Here is an 18,077-nt window from a genome sequence, read left to right as displayed (position 1 = left end):
CATCAGGCGGCCGGGACCAGATCGGTCCAGTAGTCCCCGCGATAGGGGACGGCCAGGAAGTCCTTGTTGATCGTGTCCAGCGTCGCGCGCGGGTCCAGATCGGCGAACAGTTCGGGCTGGATCCACTTGGCCAGGACTTCGGTGGCGACGATGTCGATGGGCGAGTTGATCAACTGGTGCGACAGGCCGTGCACCTTGCCCTCGCGCACCGCCTTCAGGGTCGACAGGCCGCGCCGCCCGGCCACGCGGCGCAACGAGGCGCGCGAGGTCTCAACGTCGTATTTCGGGCCGACGACGAAGCCGCCGGTCTTCTCAAGGTGCGGGCCGCCGGTGGCGATGTAGATGTCGGGATCGCGCTCGACCACGAACTCCAGGTTCAGCTTGCCCGACGGCTGTTTCAACACCTCGGCGCCGATGTTGCGAGCGCCGACGAAGCTCAGATAGTCGCCGATGTTCCCGGCGCCCACCGAGTTGCAGCAGTCCGACCCGTTGCCCGCGTGGGCCTCCAGGAAGACCGTCGGCTTCTGCGCATCCGTAAGACCCGCCACGCGGTCGGAGATGACCTTCAACCGGGCGGCGCGGAAGGCGTTGTAGGCCTGCGCCTGGTCCTCGCGGCCGATCATGGATCCCAGCAGGGACAGGCTGCGCGACTGATTTTCGAACGGGTGCTGGAAGAAGTCGATATAGGCCACGCGCACGCCCGCCTGCTCCAGCTGGGCCGTCTGGGCGTCGGTCGGGCCGGAATCCAGCGACACCAGGGCGACCTGCGGCTGGGCGCCCAATACGGCCTCGACGTTGAAGGCGGCGGCCGAGCTCGGCGTCTTCGGCAAGGTCGCCAGCGCCGGCGACCTCTCCAGATAGGCGGCGTAGGTTTCGGGGCTGAGTCGGTTCACGTCGCCCGCCCAGGCCGCCAGCAGACTGACCGGATCGGGATGGATCAGCGACAGGGCGATCAGGAAGCGGCTGTCGTCGATCGACAGCTTCGTCACCGGCGGAGTGATCGCCAGCGGCCGGTCGCGCAGATCGGTCAGCAGGGAGGACGGCCCGGCCTGGTCGCGACGCGTGCAGGCGGCCGCCCCGGTCGCCATCAGGGCGGCGGCGCCCAGCAGCAGGGCCCGACGCCCCAACCTCACCTCGACCATCGGCCCGTTCTCCGCCCATTCATCAGCGACGCCAGCGGCGTTTCACGAGCGACGCTTAATGATAATCAGTGTCAGCTTCAATCGCTGATTTGTCGCAGCGGACGCACGACCATCCGCGGGCCCGTTTTCATGCTAGGGCTGCTTTCGTCGCCCCGCCTCCGTCCCTTCCGCCCCTTGAGCAGAGACCCGCGCCATGAACATCCGCCCATTGGAAGACCGTCTGCACGTCTCGCCGCAGATCCAGCCCGAAGACGTGCCGACGGCCGCCGCCCAGGGCTATCGCGCCATCATCTCCAACCGCCCCGACGCCGAGGAGCCGGGCCAGCCGATGACCGAGGACATCCGCGCCGCCGCCGAGGCTGCGGGCCTGCCCTTCGTCCACATTCCCATTCGCGGCGGGGCCATGACGCCGGACGACGTGGCTCGTTTCAAGGCCGCCCTGGCGGACCTGCCGCACCCGATCCTCGGCTACTGCCGCTCGGGCACGCGCACCACCTATCTCTGGGCCCTGTCCCAGGCGGGCGAACGCCCGGCCGAGGAGATCATCACCCTGGCCGCCCAGGCCGGCTACGACGTCTCGCCTCTCGCCTCGCGCCTATAGAGCCCGCGAGGAAGCCGCGGCCTCAGTCCTGCTCCGGCGCCGTCAGCCGGGCGGGGTCGACGCGGTGGGTCACCATGCGGCGATGCAGGGTCGTGACCACCCCGCTGCCGGTCTTGACGCACAGGCCCGGAAACACCGCATGGACAAAGCAGGCCAAGGAGCCGACGAACATGGCCGCGCCGAACGAGGCGGCGACGCCCATATGCTCCACATAGCTCTCTCCGACCGAGGCCGGGTGATCGACGAACAGACGCTTGAACATGAACCCTCCGCTACAGACTGCGGAGGGTATTCCGATTTCGGAAGAGAATCATTTCTGCACGTTCCCCGAATTTGACAGTTCAGGAGAATAATATTCTCCAACGCCTGCCCATCAGAGCGGAAGGGCCGTGGTGAACTTGATCTGTTCCATGGCGAAGCTGGAGGAGACGTCGTCCAGCGGGGCGATGGCGATCAAACGGCGGTAGAAACGGTCATAGGCGGCGATGTCCTTGACCAGCACCTTGAGCAGATAGTCGACGTCGCCGCTCATCCGGTAGAACTCCACCACTTCGGGCAGGGCGGCGGCCGCTTTGAACGCCTCCAGCCATTCGGCGTCGTGCCGACGCGTCTTGACCGAGACGAAGACCACCAGCGGCAGGTCCAGCGCCTCGCGGTCCAGCAGGGCCACGCGCGCGGCGATGATCCCCGTGTCCTGAAGCCGCTTCACCCGTTTCCAGCACGGCGTCTGCGACAGGCCCACCCGCTCGGCCAGTTCGGCGACGGGCACGGTGGCGTCGTCCTGCAGTATGGCCAGGAGGCGGCGGTCGATGGCGTCCAGTGCGCTCATGTCGCGGCCCCTCCCCGGCCGATCACGCCGTCGTCTCAGGCCGTCAGGGCGCGCGGCAGTTTGAAGGTCACCGTCTCGCGGGCGCCGTCGTCCTCGGTCACCGTCACGTCGAAGCGCGTGCGCAACGCCTCGATCACCCCCTGGACCAGAGGCTCCGGCGCCGAGGCCCCGGCGGTCAGGCCGACCGTCTCGACCCCGTCGAACCAGCCCCAGTCCAGATCGCCCGCGTCATCGACCAGACGCGCGTCGCCTGCGCCGGCCTTCAGCGCCACATCCACCAGCCGCGCCGAGTTGGAGGAGTTCTTCGACCCCACCACCAGCACCAGGCCGCAACCCTCGCCCAGCCGCTTGACGGCCTCCTGTCGGTTGGTGGTGGCGTAGCAGATGTCTTCCTTGTGCGGGTCGGGCAGTTCGGGGAAGCGCCGCTTCAGCGCCGCCAGAATCTCGGCGGTGTCGTCCACCGACAGCGTTGTCTGGGTGGCGTAGGCCAGCGGCTGGTCGCCGGGGCGCTGGAAGCCTTCCGCATCCTCGACCGTCTCGACCAGGCTGATGGCCCCGGCGGGCAGCTGGCCCATGGTGCCGACGACTTCGGGGTGGCCCGCGTGGCCGATCAGGATGACGTGGCGGCCTGCTGCGAAATTCCGCTCGGCCTCGACATGGACCTTGGACACCAGGGGACAGGTGGCGTCCAGGAACAGCATCTCGCGCGAACGCGCCGTCGCGGGCACCGACTTGGGCACCCCGTGGGCCGAGAAGACCACCGGACGGTCGTCCGGGCACTCGTCCAGCTCCTTGACGAAAACGGCGCCCAGGCCCTTCAGCCGGTCGACGACGTGGCGGTTGTGGACGATCTCATGCCGGACATAGACGGGGGCGCCGTATTTCTCGATCGCCCGCTCGACGATCTGGATGGCCCGATCCACCCCGGCGCAGAAGCCGCGCGGCGTCGCCATGCGGACGGACAGGGGCCGGCGTTGAAACTGCGAAGGGGGGACAAGCGCGTTCATGGGCGCGAACTTAAGGCTTTGCGCGCCGGATCGCCACCGGAAGTCCGCACGCCGTTTGCCGCGCCTCGCTTTAGCCGCTATCACCACCCAGCGTGGCCCGTTCGGGCGTCCGATCGGCCCCGCCTTCATCGACTGCCGGAAAGCTCCTGATGCGTCGCGTCCTGACCGCCCTCGCCGCCCTCTCTCTTACGGCCGCGCTGATCCCTCACGCCGCCGAGGCCCAGAGCGGACGCCCCCAGGGCGGCCAACAGGGCGGCCAGCAGGCTGAAAAGGCCCCGTCTCGCCCGATGCGTTTCGCGCCTCTGAGCCGCCGGGCCAACGCCGGCCCCTGCCCCTATGTGAAGATTCTCTACGACGCGGCCCGCTACGTCGAACTGTCGGATTATGAGCGCCCGACGACCACCGGCGTCGGCTTCACCGGCGAGATCGAGGGCGTCAGCTCCGACTGCGTCTACCGCGAAGACGATCCGATCCGCCTGGACATGAATCTGCTGTTCAGCCTGGGCAAGGGTCCGCAGGCCGAAGGCGACGCCCGCACCTATCGCTACTGGATCGCCGTGACCGAGCGGAACTCCGCCGTCCTGGCCAAGGAATATTTCGACCTGCCCGTGACCTTCGGCGGCGCCGACCGCACCCAGGCCGAGGCCAGCCAGACCATCGTCATCCCGCGCGCCGACGCCTCCACCAGCGGCGGCAATTTCGAAGTCCTCATCGGCTTCGACGTCACGCCCCAGATGGCCGAGTTCAACCGATCCGGCAGCCGATTCCGTCCGACTGCGGGCCAGCAGACCAACTAAGACATGACCGACCTCAAGACTTCTCTCGGCGAAGCGGTCGGAGCCGCCTTCGCCGCCGAAGGCGTGGACAAGGCCCTGGCCCGCGTCACCGCCTCCGACCGTCCCGATCTGGCCGACTTCCAGTCGAACGGCGCCCTGGCCGCCGCCAAGGCGCTGAAGGCCAATCCGCGCGAACTGGCCGCCAAGGTGGCCGAGCGTCTGGCCGCCGATCCGCGCCTGTCCTCGGTCGAGGTCGCCGGTCCCGGCTTCATCAACATGAAGCTGTCGAACGCGGCCCTGGCCCAGCGCGCGGCCGAGGTCGCGGCGGATGAGGAACTGGCCGGCGCCTCGCGCGTCGAGCCGCGCAAGGTGGTGATCGACTACGGCGGCCCGAACGTGGCCAAGCCCATGCACGTCGGCCACCTGCGCAGCGCCATCATCGGCGAGAGCCTGAAGCGGCTGTTCCGCCTGCGCGGCGACCATGTGACCGGCGACGCCCACTTCGGCGACTGGGGCTTCCAGATGGGTCTGCTGATCACCGCCTGCGGCGACGAGGGTCTGGCCGACGCCTTCATGGCCGAGGGCGACGGCCCCTTCCCGGCCGAGACGCCGGTGACGCTGGCCGACCTCGACCGCCTCTATCCGCTGGCGGCGGGCAAGGCCAAGGAAGACCCCGCCTTCCGCGACCGCGCCCGCAAGGCGACGGCCGAACTGCAGGGCGGCCGCCCCGGCTATCGCGCCCTGTGGTCGCACTTCGTCGCCGTCAGCCGCGAGGCGCTGAAGCGCGAGTATGACGACCTGTCGGTCGACTTCGACCTGTGGAACGGCGAGAGCGACGCCGATCCCCTGATGGACGAGATGATCGCCGATCTGAAGGCCAAGGGCCTGCTGGTCGAGGACGACGGCGCCCAGGTGGTCCACGTCGCCCGCGACGGCGAGACCCGCAAGAAGAAGCTGGCCGACGGCTCGGTGATCGAGGCCCCGTCGCCCCCGCCCCTGCTGGTCATCAGCTCGGAAGGCTCGGCCATGTACGGCACGACCGACCTGGCCACCATTCTGGACCGCCACAAGTCCATTGATCCCGACCTGATCCTCTACGTCGTCGACGAGCGTCAGGCCGAGCATTTCGAACAGGTCTTCCGCGCCGCCTATCTGGCCGGATACGCCCCCGAGAAGTCGCTGGAGCACCTCGGCTTCGGCACCATGAACGGCGCGGACGGCAAGCCGTTCAAGACCCGCGCCGGCGGCGTGCTGAAGCTGCGCGACCTGATCGACATGGCGACCGACAAGGCGCGCGAGCGTCTGCACGAGGCCAAGCTGGGCGACGACCTGCCCGCCGAGGAGTTCGAGGACATCGCCCACAAGGTGGCGGTCGCCGCGCTGAAGTTCTCGGACCTGTCGAACAACCGCACGACCTCTTACGTCTTCGACCTCGACCGCTTCATGAGTTTCGAGGGCAAGACCGGCCCCTATCTGCTGTATCAGGCCGTGCGGGTGAAATCCCTGCTGCGCAAGGCGGCGGAACAGGGCGTGCCCCTGGCCCCCATCGTCATCGAGGAAGCCGCCGAGCGCGACCTGGCCCTGACGCTGGACGCCTTCGACGCGGCCACGGCCGACGCCTATGACAAGCGTTCGCCCAACCTGATCGCCGAGCACGCCTATCGGCTGGCCCAGAGCTTCTCGAAATTCTACGCCGCCTGCCCGATCTTGGTCGCGCCGGACGCCGCGACCAAGGGCTCGCGTCTGGCCCTGGCCGCCGCGACCCTGCACCAGCTGGAGACGGCGCTGCGCCTGCTGGGCATCGAGACGCCCGAGCGGATGTAATGTGATAAGGGAGAGGCGACCGCCAAGGAGCCTCCCCTCATGTCCCTCGACGCCTTCATCGCCGGCCTGCCCAAGGCCGAACTGCACCTGCACATCGAAGGCTCGCTCGAGCCAGAACTGATGTTCGAACTGGCGCAGCGCAACGGCGTCGCCATCCCCTATGACAGCGTCGAGGCCGTGCGCGCGGCCTATGACTTCTCGAACCTGCAGGACTTCCTCGACATCTATTACGCGGGCGCGGCCGTGCTGCTGACGCGTCAGGACTTCGAGGACCTGGCCTTCGCCTATTTCCAGCGCGCCGCCGCCGACAACGTCCGCCACGCCGAGATCTTCTTCGACCCCCAGACCCACACCGACCGGGGCGTGCCCTTCGCCGTCGTGGTCGAGGGCCTGATCGCGGGCATGGACCGGGCGAAGAATGAGCTGGGCGTCACCAGCGGCCTGATCCTCAGCTTCCTGCGCCACCTCAGCGAGGACGAAGCCTTCGCCACGCTGGAGGCCGCCGAGCCCTATCTTCATCACTTCATCGGCGTCGGACTGGATTCGTCCGAGGTCGGTCACCCGCCGTCGAAATTCCAGCGCGTCTTCGCCGCCGCGCGCGACCTGGGCCTGAAGCTGTGCGCCCACGCCGGCGAGGAAGGTCCGCCCGAATACGTGCGCGAGGCCCTGGACCTGCTGCACATCGACCGCATGGACCACGGCAACCGCTCGATGGAGGACGAGGCCCTGATCGCCCGTCTGGCCGCCGAGCAGATGACGCTGACCGTCTGCCCCCTGTCGAACCTGAAGCTGCGCGTGGTCAGGGATCTGAAGGACCACCCGGTCCCCGAGATGCTGCGTCGGGGCCTGCACGTCACCCTGAACTCGGACGATCCGTCCTATTTCGGCGGCTATGTGAACGCGAACTATATCGAACTGGCCAAGGCGGTCGGCCTCACACGCGAACAGGTCGTGCAACTGGCGAAGAACAGCTTCGAGGGCAGCTTCCTCAGCGACGCCGACAAGGCCGCACGGATCGCCGAGGTCGAGGCCTACGCGGCGGCGAACTGAGCCCTACCTTCGTCATCCTCCGGCGAGCGGAGCGAGACCGGGGGACCCAGCGGCGCACGTGAGCGCGAAACAACCACGCGCTGGTGCTCGCGGCGAAGATCGCCTTCGGCGCCGCTGGGTCCCCCGGTCTGCACCGCTGCGCGGCTTGCCGGAGGATGACGAAGGGAGTGGTCAGCCGAGGAGCGACGCCGCCTCGATCTCCGCCACGCCCAGCGTCGCAAACCCGGCCTTGGCCGCCGTCGCCGTGTCCGGGGCGATGGCGCGACAGGCGTCTTCGATGACCACGGCCTCAAAGCCCTCGCGCACCGCGTCCTCGGCGGTGAAGCGCACGCAGTAGTCATAGGCCAGGCCGCACAGGAAGATGCGCTTCACCCCCAGATCGCGCAGCAGGCCCGCCAGACCCGTCGCCGTCCTGTGGTCGTTCTCATAGAAGCCGGAATAGGAATCGACCGCCGGGTTGTAGCCCTTGCGGACCACGGCCAGCGCCTTGGTCACGGCAGGCGCCGCGTCGGGGTGGAAATCCGCCCCCGGCGTGCCCTGCACGCAATGATCCGGCCACAGCATCTGGGGGCCATAGGCCACCTCGATCTGCGTGAAGGGCGCCGCGCCCGCGTGGTTGGAGGCGAAGCTGATCTGGTCCGGCGTGTGCCAGTCCTGGGTGGCGACGACGGTGGCGAACCGCTCGGCCAGCCGATTGATCAGGGGCATGATCGCCGCCCCGCCCTGAACCGCCAGGGCGCCGCCCTCGCAGAAATCGTTCTGGGCGTCGATGACAAGGAGCGCATCTGTGGCGGCGATCTGCATGGCGTCAGGCCGCCGCGATCTGGTCGACTTCGTTGGCCGAGCCGAGGACGACCGGCACCCGTTGGTGCAGCTCGGTCGGGGTCACGTCCATGATGGCCTGTTTGCCGTCGGTGGTGGATTTGCCGCCCGCCTGTTCGACCAGGAAGGACATGGGGTTGCCCTCATACATCAGGCGCAGCTTGCCCGGCTTGTTCGGCTCGCGCTTGTCCCACGGATAGAGGAAGACGCCGCCGCGCATCAGGATGCGGTGCACGTCAGCCACCATGGCGGCGACCCAGCGCATGTTGAAGTTCTTGCCGCGCGGGCCGTCGGCGCCCTTCAGGCAGCCGTCGACATAGCGCTGGACGCTCTCGGCCCAGTGGCGCTGGTTCGACATGTTGATGGCGAACTCTTTCGTATCGGCCGGAATGCGCACGTTCTCATGCGTCATCAGCCACCGGCCGTCCGGCGCCAGGGTGAAGCCCGCCACGCCTTTGCCCGTCGTCAGCACCAGCATGGCCTGACCGGCGTAGACGGCATAAAGCGCCGCGACCTGATGGCGGCCCGATTGCAGGAAGTCGGCCTCGCTCGGCTGGACCGACGGCGCCTTCAGCACCGAGACGATGGTGCCGACCGGCGCATTGATGTCGATATTGGACGAGCCGTCCAGCGGATCGAACAGCACCAGATATTCGCCCGCCGCGTTCGCCGAGGGCTGCATCGCAGCCTTTTCCTCGGACGCCACCCCCGCCACGGCCGGGCAGGCCAGCAGGGCCTCGGTCAGCAGATCGTCGGCGATGACGTCCAGCTTCTTCTGCTCTTCGTCCTGCACATTGACGGCGCCCGACGCGCCCAGGGCGCCGACCAGGGCGCCGCCCGCCACCACCTGGCGGATCTCGACGCAGGCGGCGGCCGCCGTAGTCAGCGTCTCGACCAGACCCTGCGGCAGGTCGAGGGAAGCGAGGTGGGCGGCGAGATCGGTGCGGGCGGTCATGACGTCCTTCAAATCCTGTGGGCGAAGCGCGGTTCCGCCCCCTCATGGCCCTTAGGATCGACGGCGGCAAGTCCGGCGCCGCTTGACTCTGCGCCGGAGTCGAGGCCTTAGGTCGAACGCTCTCGCGGGAGAGATCGGGTCCGTTCGCGGCGCCCGGAGCCGAAGGCGCAACCGCCCCGGAAACGCTCAGGCAAAAGGACCGCGAAAGCGCACGGACGCTGGAAAGTCGCCGAAGGACGGAGGGTCCCGACGCGCGCCGACGGAGCAAGGCCGAACCTTTTCGGGAACGGTCGGAATCTCTCAGGCTTCAGGACAGCGGGGGCGCAACGACGGCGAAGCTATCGCCGCAACCTGCGACCCGGAGGCGACGCCATGAGCGATCAGGCCCTTAAGACTACCCCCCTCAACGCCGCGCACCGCGCGCTTGGCGCCCGCATGGTCGGCTTCGGCGGCTATGACATGCCGGTCCAGTATGAAGGCGTGCTGGCCGAGCACCGCTGGACCCGCGAGCACGCCGGCCTGTTCGATGTCTCCCACATGGGCCAGGCGCGCATCACCGGCGCCGACGCCATCGCGCAGTTCGAGCGCTTCGTCCCCGGCGACTATGCGATCGTGAAGCCCGGCAAGCAGAAATACACCCTGCTGCTGAACGAACAGGGCGGCGTCATGGACGATCTGATGGCGGGCAAGCCTTTCGAGGACGGCCTCTACATCGTCGTCAACGCGGGCAACAAGGATGCGGACTTCGCCTTCCTGAACGCCCATCTGTCGGGCGACGCCAAGCTGGAGGTGCTGGACCGCGCCCTGCTGGCCATCCAGGGGCCTGAAGCGGCCGAGGTCATGGCCGCCCATTCGGCGGAACTGGCCGACATGGGCTTCATGGACTGCCGCGCTATCCGCCTGTTCGACGAGGACTGCATCGTCTCGCGCTCGGGCTATACCGGTGAGGACGGCTATGAGATTTCAGTTCCGGCCGCCGCCGCAGAGCGCGTGTGGGGCCTGCTGCTGTCGGACGCGCGGGTGAAGCCGGTCGGCCTGGGCGCGCGCGACTCCTTGCGTCTGGAAGCCGGTCTGCCGCTGCACGGCCACGATGTCGACGCAACGATCACCCCGGTCGAGGCGGGGCTGACCTTCGCCCTGTCCAAGTCGCGCAAGGAACGCGCCGACTTCGCCGGCGCCGAGACCATTCTGAAACAACTGGCCGACGGCCCGGCCCGCGTCCGCGTCGGCCTGCACGTCAAGGAAGGCGCTCCCGCCCGCGAAGGCGCCGAGATCGCCGACATGGACGGCGCCGTGATCGGCAAGGTCACCTCGGGCGGCCCCTCGCCGACGCTGGGACACAACATCGCCATGGGCTATGTGCCGCCGGCCTTCGCCGAGCTGGGCGCGGAACTGAAGGTTCTGGTGCGCGGCCGCCCGGCCGCCGCCGAAGTCGTCGCCACGCCTTTCGTGGCGACCCGCTACTACCGCAAGCCGAAATAAGACCGTCACCCTCGGGCTTGACCCGAGGGCCGGGCGGCCCGCCGCTCGACGCTGGAAGTTCTAGACCAACCGCCCGCTCCAGGGCTCGATCCTCGGGTCAAGCCCGAGGATGACGACAAAAGGGAAGACCAAGATGAAGTTCACCAAGGATCACGAATGGGTTCGCCTCGACGGCGACGTCGCAACGGTCGGCATCTCCAAGCACGCCGCTGACGCCCTGGGCGACGTGGTGTTCGTCGAGACGCCGGAAGCCGGCAAGACCGTCTCGGTCGGCGACAGCTTCGCCGTCGTGGAATCGGTCAAGGCCGCCTCGGACGTCTACGCCCCCATCGCGGGCAAAGTGATCGAGGGCAACGCCGCCCTGGCCGACGCCCCGGAAACCGTCAACGCCGATCCCGAAGGCGAAGGCTGGTTCGCCAAGATCAAGGTGTCCGACGCCTCGGTGCTGGACGGCCTGATGGATCAGGCCGCCTACGACGCCTACCTGACCACCCTCTAAAGGTCTCCCCTCTCCGCTCATCCCCGCGGAAGCGGGGACCCAGTTCCTTGGGGTCAAGCAGCGGTGTTTGAAGCTTAAACCTGGGTCCCCGCTTCCGCGGGGATGAGCGGAATATAGAATGCGCTACCTCCCCCTGACGCCCGACGACCGTGAGGCCATGCTGGCCGCCATCGGCGCCAAATCCATCGACGACCTGTTCATCGACGTGCCGCAGGCCGCGCGCCGCGACGGCTTCGTAGACCTGCCCCGCGTGGCGGGCGAGCTGGAGGTCGAACGCGCCCTCTCGGCCATGGCGAGCAAGAACGCCACGGCGGGCGCCGTGCCCTTCTTCTGCGGCGCCGGGGCCTATAAGCACCACGTCCCGGCCACGGTGGACCATGTGATCCAGCGGTCGGAGTTCCTGACCAGCTACACCCCCTATCAGCCGGAAATCGCCCAAGGGACCCTGCAGTACCTGTACGAGTTCCAGACCCAGGTCGCGAACCTGACCGGCATGGAAGTCGCCAACGCCTCCCTCTATGACGGCTCGACCGCCATGGCCGAGGGCGTGCTGATGGCCACCCGCGTCACTCGCCGCAACAAAGCCGTCATCTCGGGCGGGGTCCACCCCCACTACGTCAAGGCGACCGAGACCGTGGTCCACGCCGTCGGCGTCGAGACCGAGGCTTTGGCGCCCGCCGTCGACGCCGAAGACGCCGTCATCGCCGCCATCGACAAGGACACGGCCTGCGTCGTCGTCCAGACCCCGAACGTCTTCGGCACCGCCACCGACGTGACGAAGATCGCCGAGGCCGCCCACGCTGCGGGCGCCCTGCTGATCGTCGTGACGACCGAGGCCGTGTCGATGGGCCTGCTGAAGTCGCCCGGCGAAATGGGCGCCGACATCGTCGCGGCCGAGGGCCAGTCGATCGGCAACGCCCTGAACTTCGGCGGCCCCTACATCGGCCTGTTCGCCACCCGCGAGAAGCTGCTGCGCCAGACGCCCGGCCGTTACTGCGGCGAGACGGTGGACGCCGAGGGCAAGCGGGGCTTCGTCCTGACCCTGTCGACGCGCGAGCAGCACATCCGCCGCGACAAGGCGACGTCGAACATCTGCACCAACTCGGGCCTGTGCTGCCTGGCCTTCACCATCCACATGAGCCTTCTGGGCGAGACGGGCCTGCGCCAGCTGGCCCTGCTGAACCACGAAAAGGCGCTCGCCACGCGCGACGCCCTGGCCGCCATTCCCGGCGTCGAGATCCTGACCCCGCGCTTCTTCAACGAGTTCGCGGTCAAGCTGCCGAAGAACGCCGCTGACGTGGTGCAGACGATGGCCGACAACGGCGTCCTGTGCGGCGTGCCCTACAGCCGCCTGAACCCTGATGCGGGTCTCGACGACGTCCTGCTGGTCGCCGCCACCGAGACGACGCTGGACGCCGACATCAAGATCCTGGCGGGTGCGCTCGCCAAGGTTCTGGCCGCCTAAGGGGAGATTGGAACCATGAGCACGATGAACACTGTCGGCCGCCCGACCGCCCCGAACGCCGCCTCGGACGCTTCCTACAAGCCCGCCACCCTGACCGGCGGGCGCGGCCTGCTGCAGGACGAGCCGCTGATCTTCGAGGGCGAAGGCTGGGGCAAGACCGGGGTCGATCTGCCGCAAGCCAAGACCGACGGCTCGGACCTGGCCGATCTGGTCCGCAAGGACCCGATCGGCCTGCCCGGCCTGTCGGAGCCCGAGGCCATGCGCCACTATGTGCGCCTGAGCCAGAAGAACCACGCCATCGACCTGGCCATCTATCCGCTGGGTTCGTGCACGATGAAGCACAACCCGCGCCTGAACGAGAAGATGGCGCGCCTGCCGGGCTTCTCGGACATTCACCCGCTGCAGCCGCAGTCGACGGTGCAGGGCGCGCTGGAGCTGATGGACCAACTGGCCCGCTGGCTGACGACGCTGACGGGGATGCCTGCGGTGGCCCTGTCGCCCAAGGCCGGCGCCCACGGCGAACTGTGCGGCCTGATGGCCATCCGCGCCGCCCACCAGGCCAAGGGCGAGCATGAGCAGCGCCGCAAGGTGCTGGTCCCGACCTCGGCGCACGGCACCAACCCGGCCACCGCAGCCTTCGTCGGCTATTCGGTGGTCGAAGTGGCCCAGACCGACGACGGCCGCGTCGACGTAGCCGATCTGGCGTCGAAGCTGGGTCCGGACGTGGCGGCCATCATGGTGACGAACCCGAACACCTGCGGCCTGTTCGAGCGCGACATCCTGGAGATCAGCCGCCTGACCCACGAGGCGGGCGCCTATTTCTACTGCGACGGCGCCAACTTCAACGCCATCGTCGGCCGGGTGCGCCCCGGCGACCTGGGCGTCGACGCCATGCACATCAACCTGCACAAGACCTTCTCGACGCCGCACGGCGGCGGCGGTCCCGGCGCCGGTCCGGTCGTGCTGTCGGAGGCCCTGGCCCCCTTCGCCCCCGCCCCTTGGGTCGTGAACACGGGCGACGGTTACAAGCTGGTCGAGCGCGAGGAAGACGAGGCCGCGCAGGCCTTTGGCCGCCTGTGCGCCTTCCAGGGGCAGATGGGCATGTATGTGCGCGCCCTCAGCTACATGATGTCCCACGGCTCCGACGGCCTGCGTCAGGTGGCCGAGGACGCCGTGCTGAACGCCAACTACATCAAGGTCCGCCTCGAAGACCTGATGAGCCCGGCCTTCCCCGACGGCCCCTGCATGCACGAGGCCCTGTTCGACGACGAATGGCTGAAGGGCACGGACATCACCACGCTCGACTTCGCCAAGGCGATGATCGACGAGGGCTTCCACCCGATGACCATGTATTTCCCTCTGGTCGTCCACGGGGCCATGCTGATCGAGCCGACCGAGACGGAGTCCAAGGCCGAACTGGATCGCTTCATCGAGGCCATGCGCCTGCTGGCGGGCGCAGCGAAGGCCGGCGACGTCGAACGCTTCAAGGGCGCGCCCTTCCATGCGCCCCTGCGGCGTCTGGACGAAACCCGCGCCGCACGTTCGCCGCGCCTGCGCTGGGCCGCGCCGGAAGGCTCCAACCGCGCCGGCTGATCGGGCCTGCAAGCCTGAGTTCAGGGAACGCCGTGTCTTTCGGGACACGGCGTTCTGCATTTCTGGGCCGACTTACGAAAGCGTCATGGCGACGCCGCCTTTCGGCCTTGTCTCGTGCGTTTACTGATTGTCGGCCCTCCCTGGCCGAATCCTTGCTCGAGACGCCGCCCCGTGACCCTGGTCCTGCCATCGCTGCGCCCGCCTCCGCCGCCCCGTCCGGGGCTGGCGCGGCGTCTGCGTCGCCTGGCCCTGATGGCCGTGGGCTTCGTGGTCATCCTGCTCGGCGTGCTGATTGCGCCCCTGCCCGGCCCCGGCGGCGTGCCGGTCATCGCCCTGGGTCTCGTCATCGTCCTGCGCAACTCCTGGTGGGCCAAGCGTCAGTTCATCCGCGCCCAGCGCGCCCGACCCAAATGGGTCTATCCCTTCCGCCGCCTGATGCGGAAGAAGCCCGAGATCGCTCCCGTCTTCTGGCAGCAGACCCTGCGCGCCGAGAAGATGGTGCTGCGCCGTCGTCGTCGCCCCCTGGCCCGCTTCCGCCGTCGCCTGCGCCGGGCTTGGCGCGCCTTTCGACAATAAGGCCAAGCCAAGGCAAACACGGCAATGTGAACGACGTTCACGCCGTTTCCGCCCGGAACGGCGTATGCTCTTCCTTGCGTAGTCTCGAAGTTGAAAGCGTTGGGAGGCGCTGTTCACATGATGTCACGCGTAAAAAAGGGAATCATCGCCGGCTTCGTCGCTACCGTCGCGGTTTCCGTGCTTGAGCTCGTCAATCTGTTCCTCAATCACCTGTTCGATCCCTTTCCGGGGGTCGTGGCCCAGATGTTCGGCATGCCGGGCAACATGGCCGCCGGATGGGCCATTCACCTGGTGATGGGCACCGTCGTGCTGGGGTCGTTGTTCGGCATAGCCTATCCGCGGCTGCCGACCGCCACGCCCATCACCAAGGGCATCGTCTTCGCCGTCGGCGCCTGGGTGGCGATGATGCTGTTCATCACCATGGTCGGCGACTACCGGACCTTCACCGGCTCTTCCGGCTTCGGCACCTTCGGGTGGATGCTGGCGCTGCACATGGTCTTCGGCGCCGTCCTGGGCAATGTCTACGCCCGGCTGGTCGAGCGCGAGAAGCGCGGCGCGGCCCCGATCGGAGCCGCCCCGGCCCACTAGCCCCGGCGCACTAGACGTCTCGATCCCGACAACCGGATCCGGACAAGCAAAAGGCCCCGCCGTCGCCGGCGGGGCCTGATGCTTTTCGGGGCCGACTCGACGCCAGAGGCGATCAGTTCAGCTTGCCGCCGATCTGGCCGATGGCCTGGTCGATCAGCGGGTCGGCCTTGGCGCCGGCGATGCGCGTCGCCAGAATCTGTTGCGCGGCCTTGGCGGCCAGGTCGGCGGCTGCGGCCTTGACCTCTTGGGCGGCCTCAGCCTCGGCCTGGGCGATGCGGCGCTCGGCCAGGGCCTGGCGGCGAGCGGTCGATTCTTCGATCCGCGCCTTGGCGTCGGCTTCCAGGCGCTTGGCGTCGGCCTGGGCGGTGGCCAGCAGGTCCGCGGCCTGAGCCTCGGCCTCGGCCTTCTCCTGACGGATCTGGGCCAGCATGGCTTCGGCTTCAGCGCGCAGGCGGGCGGCCTCGTCCAGATCGCCCTGAATCTTAGCGGCCTTGGCGTCCAGGCTGGTCGCGACCAGCTTGGGCACTCCGGCCATCACCACGATGGCGATGAAGATCAGCAGGCCGACGGCGACCCACAGCTCGGGATTGGCGATGTCGTAGAAATGGCTGGTCAGGAAGGCGGGCATCAGACGGCTCCCTTGATCGCGGCGGCCAGTTCGGCGTCGGTGGCCTTGGAGCCGGTCAGACGGTCCAGCATGGCGCCGGCGGCATCGGCCGCAATAGTCGCGACATTGGTCATGGCGGCGTCGCGCGTCTTGGCGATGGCGCTCTCCGCATCGGCGATGCGGGCGTTCACCACGGCTTCGTCCGCAGCCAGACGGGCGTTGAATTCTTCGGTGACGCGCTGCTTGGCGGCAGCGGCGGTGGCGCGGGCGTCGGCGCGGGCCTTTTCGACCTCGGCGCGGGCGGCCTCAGCCTGTTCGGCGGCTTCGGCCTGAACCGAGCGGGCGGCGGCGATGGCGCTGTCGATGGTCTGGGCGCGCTCGTCCATCACCTTGCGCAGGCGCGGCGTGAACACCTTGGCCACCAGCACATAGAGGATGACGAACAGGATCAGCAGATAGCCGATCTGGCCGGCCCAATGCTGGAATTCGAACTGGGGCAGTCCGCCCGAGGCATGTTCGGCCGCCGCCTGCGTCTCCGCATGAAGGTCGCCGTGCGCCGGGATCTGAACGTCGTGTGTGGGGGTGATGGCCATGAACCGTCTATCGCTAAGTCAGGACAACGGCGCGCAGGACTGGCCCGCGCGCCGTCTATTCTGAAAGATCGTGGGCTGGGATCAGCCGAAGATCATCAGGACGCCCAGCACGAAGGCCAGGATGCCCAGGGCTTCGGCCAGGGCCGCGCCGACGAACAGGTTGCCGACTTGCGAGGCAGCCGCCGCCGGGTTGCGCAGGGCGCCGGCCAGGAAGTTGCCGAAGATGTTGCCGACGGCCAGGGCCGAGCCGATCATGCCGAGGGTGGCCAGACCAGCGCCGATGTACTTGGCGGCTTCAGCGTCCATGATGATATTCCTAGTTCTTTGGAGCGTTGGAGGGTGGGGTTAGTGCTGAACCAGAGCCTTAATGGCCCTCGCCCAGGTTGACCACATCGTTGAGGTAGATGCAGGTCAGAACGGTGAAAACGAAGGCCTGAAGGAAGGCCACGAGGAACTCAAGCGCCGTCATCGCCACCACCATGCCCAGCGACAGGGCCGCGACGGGGATGAAGGCGTAGGCCAGGCCGCCGGTGACGATGGCCACCGCGCCCAGTTGAACGACGAACTGGGCGAAGATCTTCAGCGCCACGTGACCGCCCAGCATGTTGCCGAACAGACGAAGGGCCAGGGTGGCCGGACGCAGCAGGAAGGAGACGAACTCAATGGCGCCGACGATCGGCCGCAACAGCAGCGGCGCACCCGTCGGCCAGAACAGCTTGAGGAAGCCGACGCCGTTCTTGACGATGCCGACCGTGATGACCACCAGGATGGTCAACAGGCCCAGGGTCGCGGTCACGGCCAACTGAGAGGTGGCGGTGAACGTCAGGAACATGCCCAGCAGGTTCATCGTCAGCACCAGCAGGAACATGGTGAAGGCGAAGGGGAAATACTTCCGGCCTTCATGACCGATGATGGAGTTGGCCAGGTTGTCGACCATGCCGAACAGGCTCTCGCCCGCGGCCTGCATCCGGCCCGGCACCACCTTGGCGCCCGAGGTCGCCAGGGTCAGGAAGCCGACGACGCCCACGAAGGCGATGGTCATGGCCACGTGCGAATTGGTGATGGCGATCACCTGCTCGCCCAGGACGGGAACATTGACCGTGCCGAACTCGACGAGCGGCTTGACCTCAAATTGTTCAATCGGACCGGCCATTAAGCCTATCGTTCCCTGTTTTCTTCGTCAGCCTCGACGATGGGTTCGCCCTGTTGGGGCACGCCCGCCGCCTTGGCCTGCGCCATCAGCCGATTGGCTGTGCGGCGCGCCATATAAACCGATAAGGCGAAGCCCAGAAGGACCCCGCCCACAACGCCTATCGGCGTCGTCCCGAACAGCCGGTCGACGCCAAAACCAAGTGCGAGACCGATCAACACCCCGCCGAGCAGTTCGGCGATGATACGATAGGCCTGGCCGACGACCTTCTGCGCGGCGACCTCGACGGACTTGTCCGCCTGAACCTTCGCCTCCAGTGCGGATGCGCTTTCGTGGAGGCGTTTGATCGCCTCTTCGCGCGATTCCTTCGTCGGGGACATGGGCCTGTTCGCTCAGCGCCCGGCGCAGGGCCGGAACGGGTCTGAATTTCGGCGCGGAACCTATAGGCGAGACGGTCTCAGGTCAAGGCGGCGCGCCTTGGACTTAAGTCCATGACTTTTCGGCGCTTCTTGGGGGCG

At 67.9% G+C, this 18,077-nt stretch carries 21 protein-coding genes and 1 riboswitch; of the genes, 10 read left to right on the top strand and 11 right to left on the bottom strand.

Annotated features, from left to right (window positions below; all coding sequences use genetic code 11):
• Positions 1–2 precede the first annotated feature (2 nt).
• Positions 3–1,142 carry an ABC transporter substrate-binding protein gene (locus ACWIDZ_RS09745; RefSeq protein WP_453989485.1) on the bottom strand — a complete coding sequence of 380 codons (1,140 nt, stop codon included), beginning with the start codon at positions 1,140–1,142 and terminating at the stop codon, positions 3–5.
• Positions 1,143–1,335: 193 nt separating this feature from the next.
• On the opposite strand from ACWIDZ_RS09745, the gene ACWIDZ_RS09740 reads away from it, so the two are divergent.
• On the top strand, positions 1,336–1,743 hold the full coding sequence (locus ACWIDZ_RS09740; RefSeq protein WP_312219630.1) for a TIGR01244 family sulfur transferase: 408 nt from the start codon (positions 1,336–1,338) through the stop codon (positions 1,741–1,743).
• Between the two features lie 22 nt (positions 1,744–1,765).
• On the opposite strand, the gene ACWIDZ_RS09735 is transcribed toward ACWIDZ_RS09740, so the two are convergent.
• The 3 genes from ACWIDZ_RS09735 to ispH all read right to left on the bottom strand — a co-directional run bounded on the left by ACWIDZ_RS09735 (position 1,766) and on the right by ispH (position 3,579).
• Positions 1,766–2,005 (bottom strand): DUF6356 family protein, encoded by a 240-nt coding sequence (locus ACWIDZ_RS09735; protein ID WP_312219631.1) that lies wholly within the window; start codon positions 2,003–2,005, stop codon positions 1,766–1,768.
• 111 nt (positions 2,006–2,116) lie between these two features.
• Positions 2,117–2,572, bottom strand: coding sequence for an Lrp/AsnC family transcriptional regulator (locus tag ACWIDZ_RS09730; RefSeq protein ID WP_453989484.1), 456 nt, complete (start codon positions 2,570–2,572; stop codon positions 2,117–2,119).
• 35 nt (positions 2,573–2,607) lie between these two features.
• A complete protein-coding gene (gene ispH, locus ACWIDZ_RS09725) occupies positions 2,608–3,579 on the bottom strand; it encodes a 4-hydroxy-3-methylbut-2-enyl diphosphate reductase (protein ID WP_453989483.1) in 972 nt (323 codons plus the stop codon).
• Positions 3,580–3,728: 149 nt separating this feature from the next.
• On the opposite strand from ispH, the gene ACWIDZ_RS09720 reads away from it, so the two are divergent.
• Genes ACWIDZ_RS09720 through ACWIDZ_RS09710 form a run of 3 tightly spaced genes read left to right on the top strand, consistent with a single transcriptional unit; the run spans position 3,729 to position 7,229 of the window.
• Complete coding sequence (locus tag ACWIDZ_RS09720) at positions 3,729–4,376, top strand: Tat pathway signal sequence domain protein (protein WP_291777603.1); 648 nt, start codon at positions 3,729–3,731, stop codon at positions 4,374–4,376.
• 3 nt (positions 4,377–4,379) lie between these two features.
• Positions 4,380–6,179 (top strand): arginine--tRNA ligase, encoded by a 1,800-nt coding sequence (argS, locus tag ACWIDZ_RS09715; RefSeq protein WP_453989482.1) that lies wholly within the window; start codon positions 4,380–4,382, stop codon positions 6,177–6,179.
• Between the two features lie 39 nt (positions 6,180–6,218).
• Positions 6,219–7,229: an adenosine deaminase gene (locus ACWIDZ_RS09710; RefSeq protein ID WP_453989481.1), complete on the top strand. Its 1,011-nt coding sequence runs from the start codon at positions 6,219–6,221 to the stop codon at positions 7,227–7,229.
• Between the two features lie 171 nt (positions 7,230–7,400).
• Here ACWIDZ_RS09710 and pncA read toward each other — a convergent pair whose 3' ends face one another.
• Positions 7,401–8,033 (bottom strand): bifunctional nicotinamidase/pyrazinamidase, encoded by a 633-nt coding sequence (pncA, locus tag ACWIDZ_RS09705; RefSeq protein WP_453989480.1) that lies wholly within the window; start codon positions 8,031–8,033, stop codon positions 7,401–7,403.
• A 4-nt stretch (positions 8,034–8,037) separates the two neighbouring features.
• The gene (locus tag ACWIDZ_RS09700; RefSeq protein ID WP_453989479.1) at positions 8,038–9,006 is read right to left on the bottom strand and encodes a class 1 fructose-bisphosphatase; all 969 of its coding nucleotides are present in this window, start codon (positions 9,004–9,006) and stop codon (positions 8,038–8,040) included.
• A gap of 115 nt (positions 9,007–9,121) precedes the next feature.
• Positions 9,122–9,218, top strand: a riboswitch (glycine riboswitch).
• 160 nt (positions 9,219–9,378) lie between these two features.
• On the opposite strand from ACWIDZ_RS09700, the gene gcvT reads away from it, so the two are divergent.
• The 6 genes from gcvT to ACWIDZ_RS09670 all read left to right on the top strand — a co-directional run bounded on the left by gcvT (position 9,379) and on the right by ACWIDZ_RS09670 (position 15,209).
• A complete protein-coding gene (gene gcvT / locus ACWIDZ_RS09695; protein WP_343830733.1) occupies positions 9,379–10,488 on the top strand; it encodes a glycine cleavage system aminomethyltransferase GcvT in 1,110 nt (369 codons plus the stop codon).
• A 133-nt stretch (positions 10,489–10,621) separates the two neighbouring features.
• On the top strand, positions 10,622–10,987 hold the full coding sequence (gene gcvH / locus ACWIDZ_RS09690; protein ID WP_453989478.1) for a glycine cleavage system protein GcvH: 366 nt from the start codon (positions 10,622–10,624) through the stop codon (positions 10,985–10,987).
• Positions 10,988–11,105: 118 nt separating this feature from the next.
• Positions 11,106–12,452, top strand: a complete 1,347-nt coding sequence (gene gcvPA / locus ACWIDZ_RS09685) for an aminomethyl-transferring glycine dehydrogenase subunit GcvPA (RefSeq protein ID WP_453990219.1) — start codon at positions 11,106–11,108, stop codon at positions 12,450–12,452.
• Between the two features lie 15 nt (positions 12,453–12,467).
• A complete protein-coding gene (gene gcvPB, locus ACWIDZ_RS09680; protein ID WP_453990217.1) occupies positions 12,468–14,045 on the top strand; it encodes an aminomethyl-transferring glycine dehydrogenase subunit GcvPB in 1,578 nt (525 codons plus the stop codon).
• 171 nt (positions 14,046–14,216) lie between these two features.
• Entirely contained in the window at positions 14,217–14,621 is a 405-nt protein-coding gene (locus ACWIDZ_RS09675; protein WP_312219998.1) for a PGPGW domain-containing protein, read from the top strand.
• A 117-nt stretch (positions 14,622–14,738) separates the two neighbouring features.
• Positions 14,739–15,209 (top strand): DUF6789 family protein, encoded by a 471-nt coding sequence (locus ACWIDZ_RS09670; RefSeq protein WP_291777576.1) that lies wholly within the window; start codon positions 14,739–14,741, stop codon positions 15,207–15,209.
• Between the two features lie 112 nt (positions 15,210–15,321).
• On the opposite strand, the gene ACWIDZ_RS09665 is transcribed toward ACWIDZ_RS09670, so the two are convergent.
• The 5 genes from ACWIDZ_RS09665 to ACWIDZ_RS09645 form a co-directional block, all read right to left on the bottom strand.
• Positions 15,322–15,837: a F0F1 ATP synthase subunit B gene (locus tag ACWIDZ_RS09665; RefSeq protein WP_453990214.1), complete on the bottom strand. Its 516-nt coding sequence runs from the start codon at positions 15,835–15,837 to the stop codon at positions 15,322–15,324.
• Positions 15,837–16,409, bottom strand: a complete 573-nt coding sequence (locus tag ACWIDZ_RS09660) for a F0F1 ATP synthase subunit B family protein (protein WP_291777570.1) — start codon at positions 16,407–16,409, stop codon at positions 15,837–15,839. Before ACWIDZ_RS09660 ends, ACWIDZ_RS09665 begins: the two co-directional genes overlap by 1 nt.
• Before the next feature lie 81 nt (positions 16,410–16,490).
• Positions 16,491–16,715 (bottom strand): F0F1 ATP synthase subunit C, encoded by a 225-nt coding sequence (locus ACWIDZ_RS09655; RefSeq protein ID WP_003168985.1) that lies wholly within the window; start codon positions 16,713–16,715, stop codon positions 16,491–16,493.
• Between the two features lie 58 nt (positions 16,716–16,773).
• The gene (locus ACWIDZ_RS09650) at positions 16,774–17,562 is read right to left on the bottom strand and encodes a F0F1 ATP synthase subunit A (RefSeq protein ID WP_291777561.1); all 789 of its coding nucleotides are present in this window, start codon (positions 17,560–17,562) and stop codon (positions 16,774–16,776) included.
• Between the two features lie 5 nt (positions 17,563–17,567).
• A complete protein-coding gene (locus tag ACWIDZ_RS09645; RefSeq protein WP_291777558.1) occupies positions 17,568–17,939 on the bottom strand; it encodes an AtpZ/AtpI family protein in 372 nt (123 codons plus the stop codon).
• Between the last annotated feature and the right edge of the window lie 138 nt (positions 17,940–18,077).

The sequence above is a fragment of the Brevundimonas sp. NPDC055311 genome (assembly GCF_053645695.1).
Note: the sequence above shows the minus strand (reverse complement) of the source record. Positions and strands in the feature narration are given on the sequence as shown.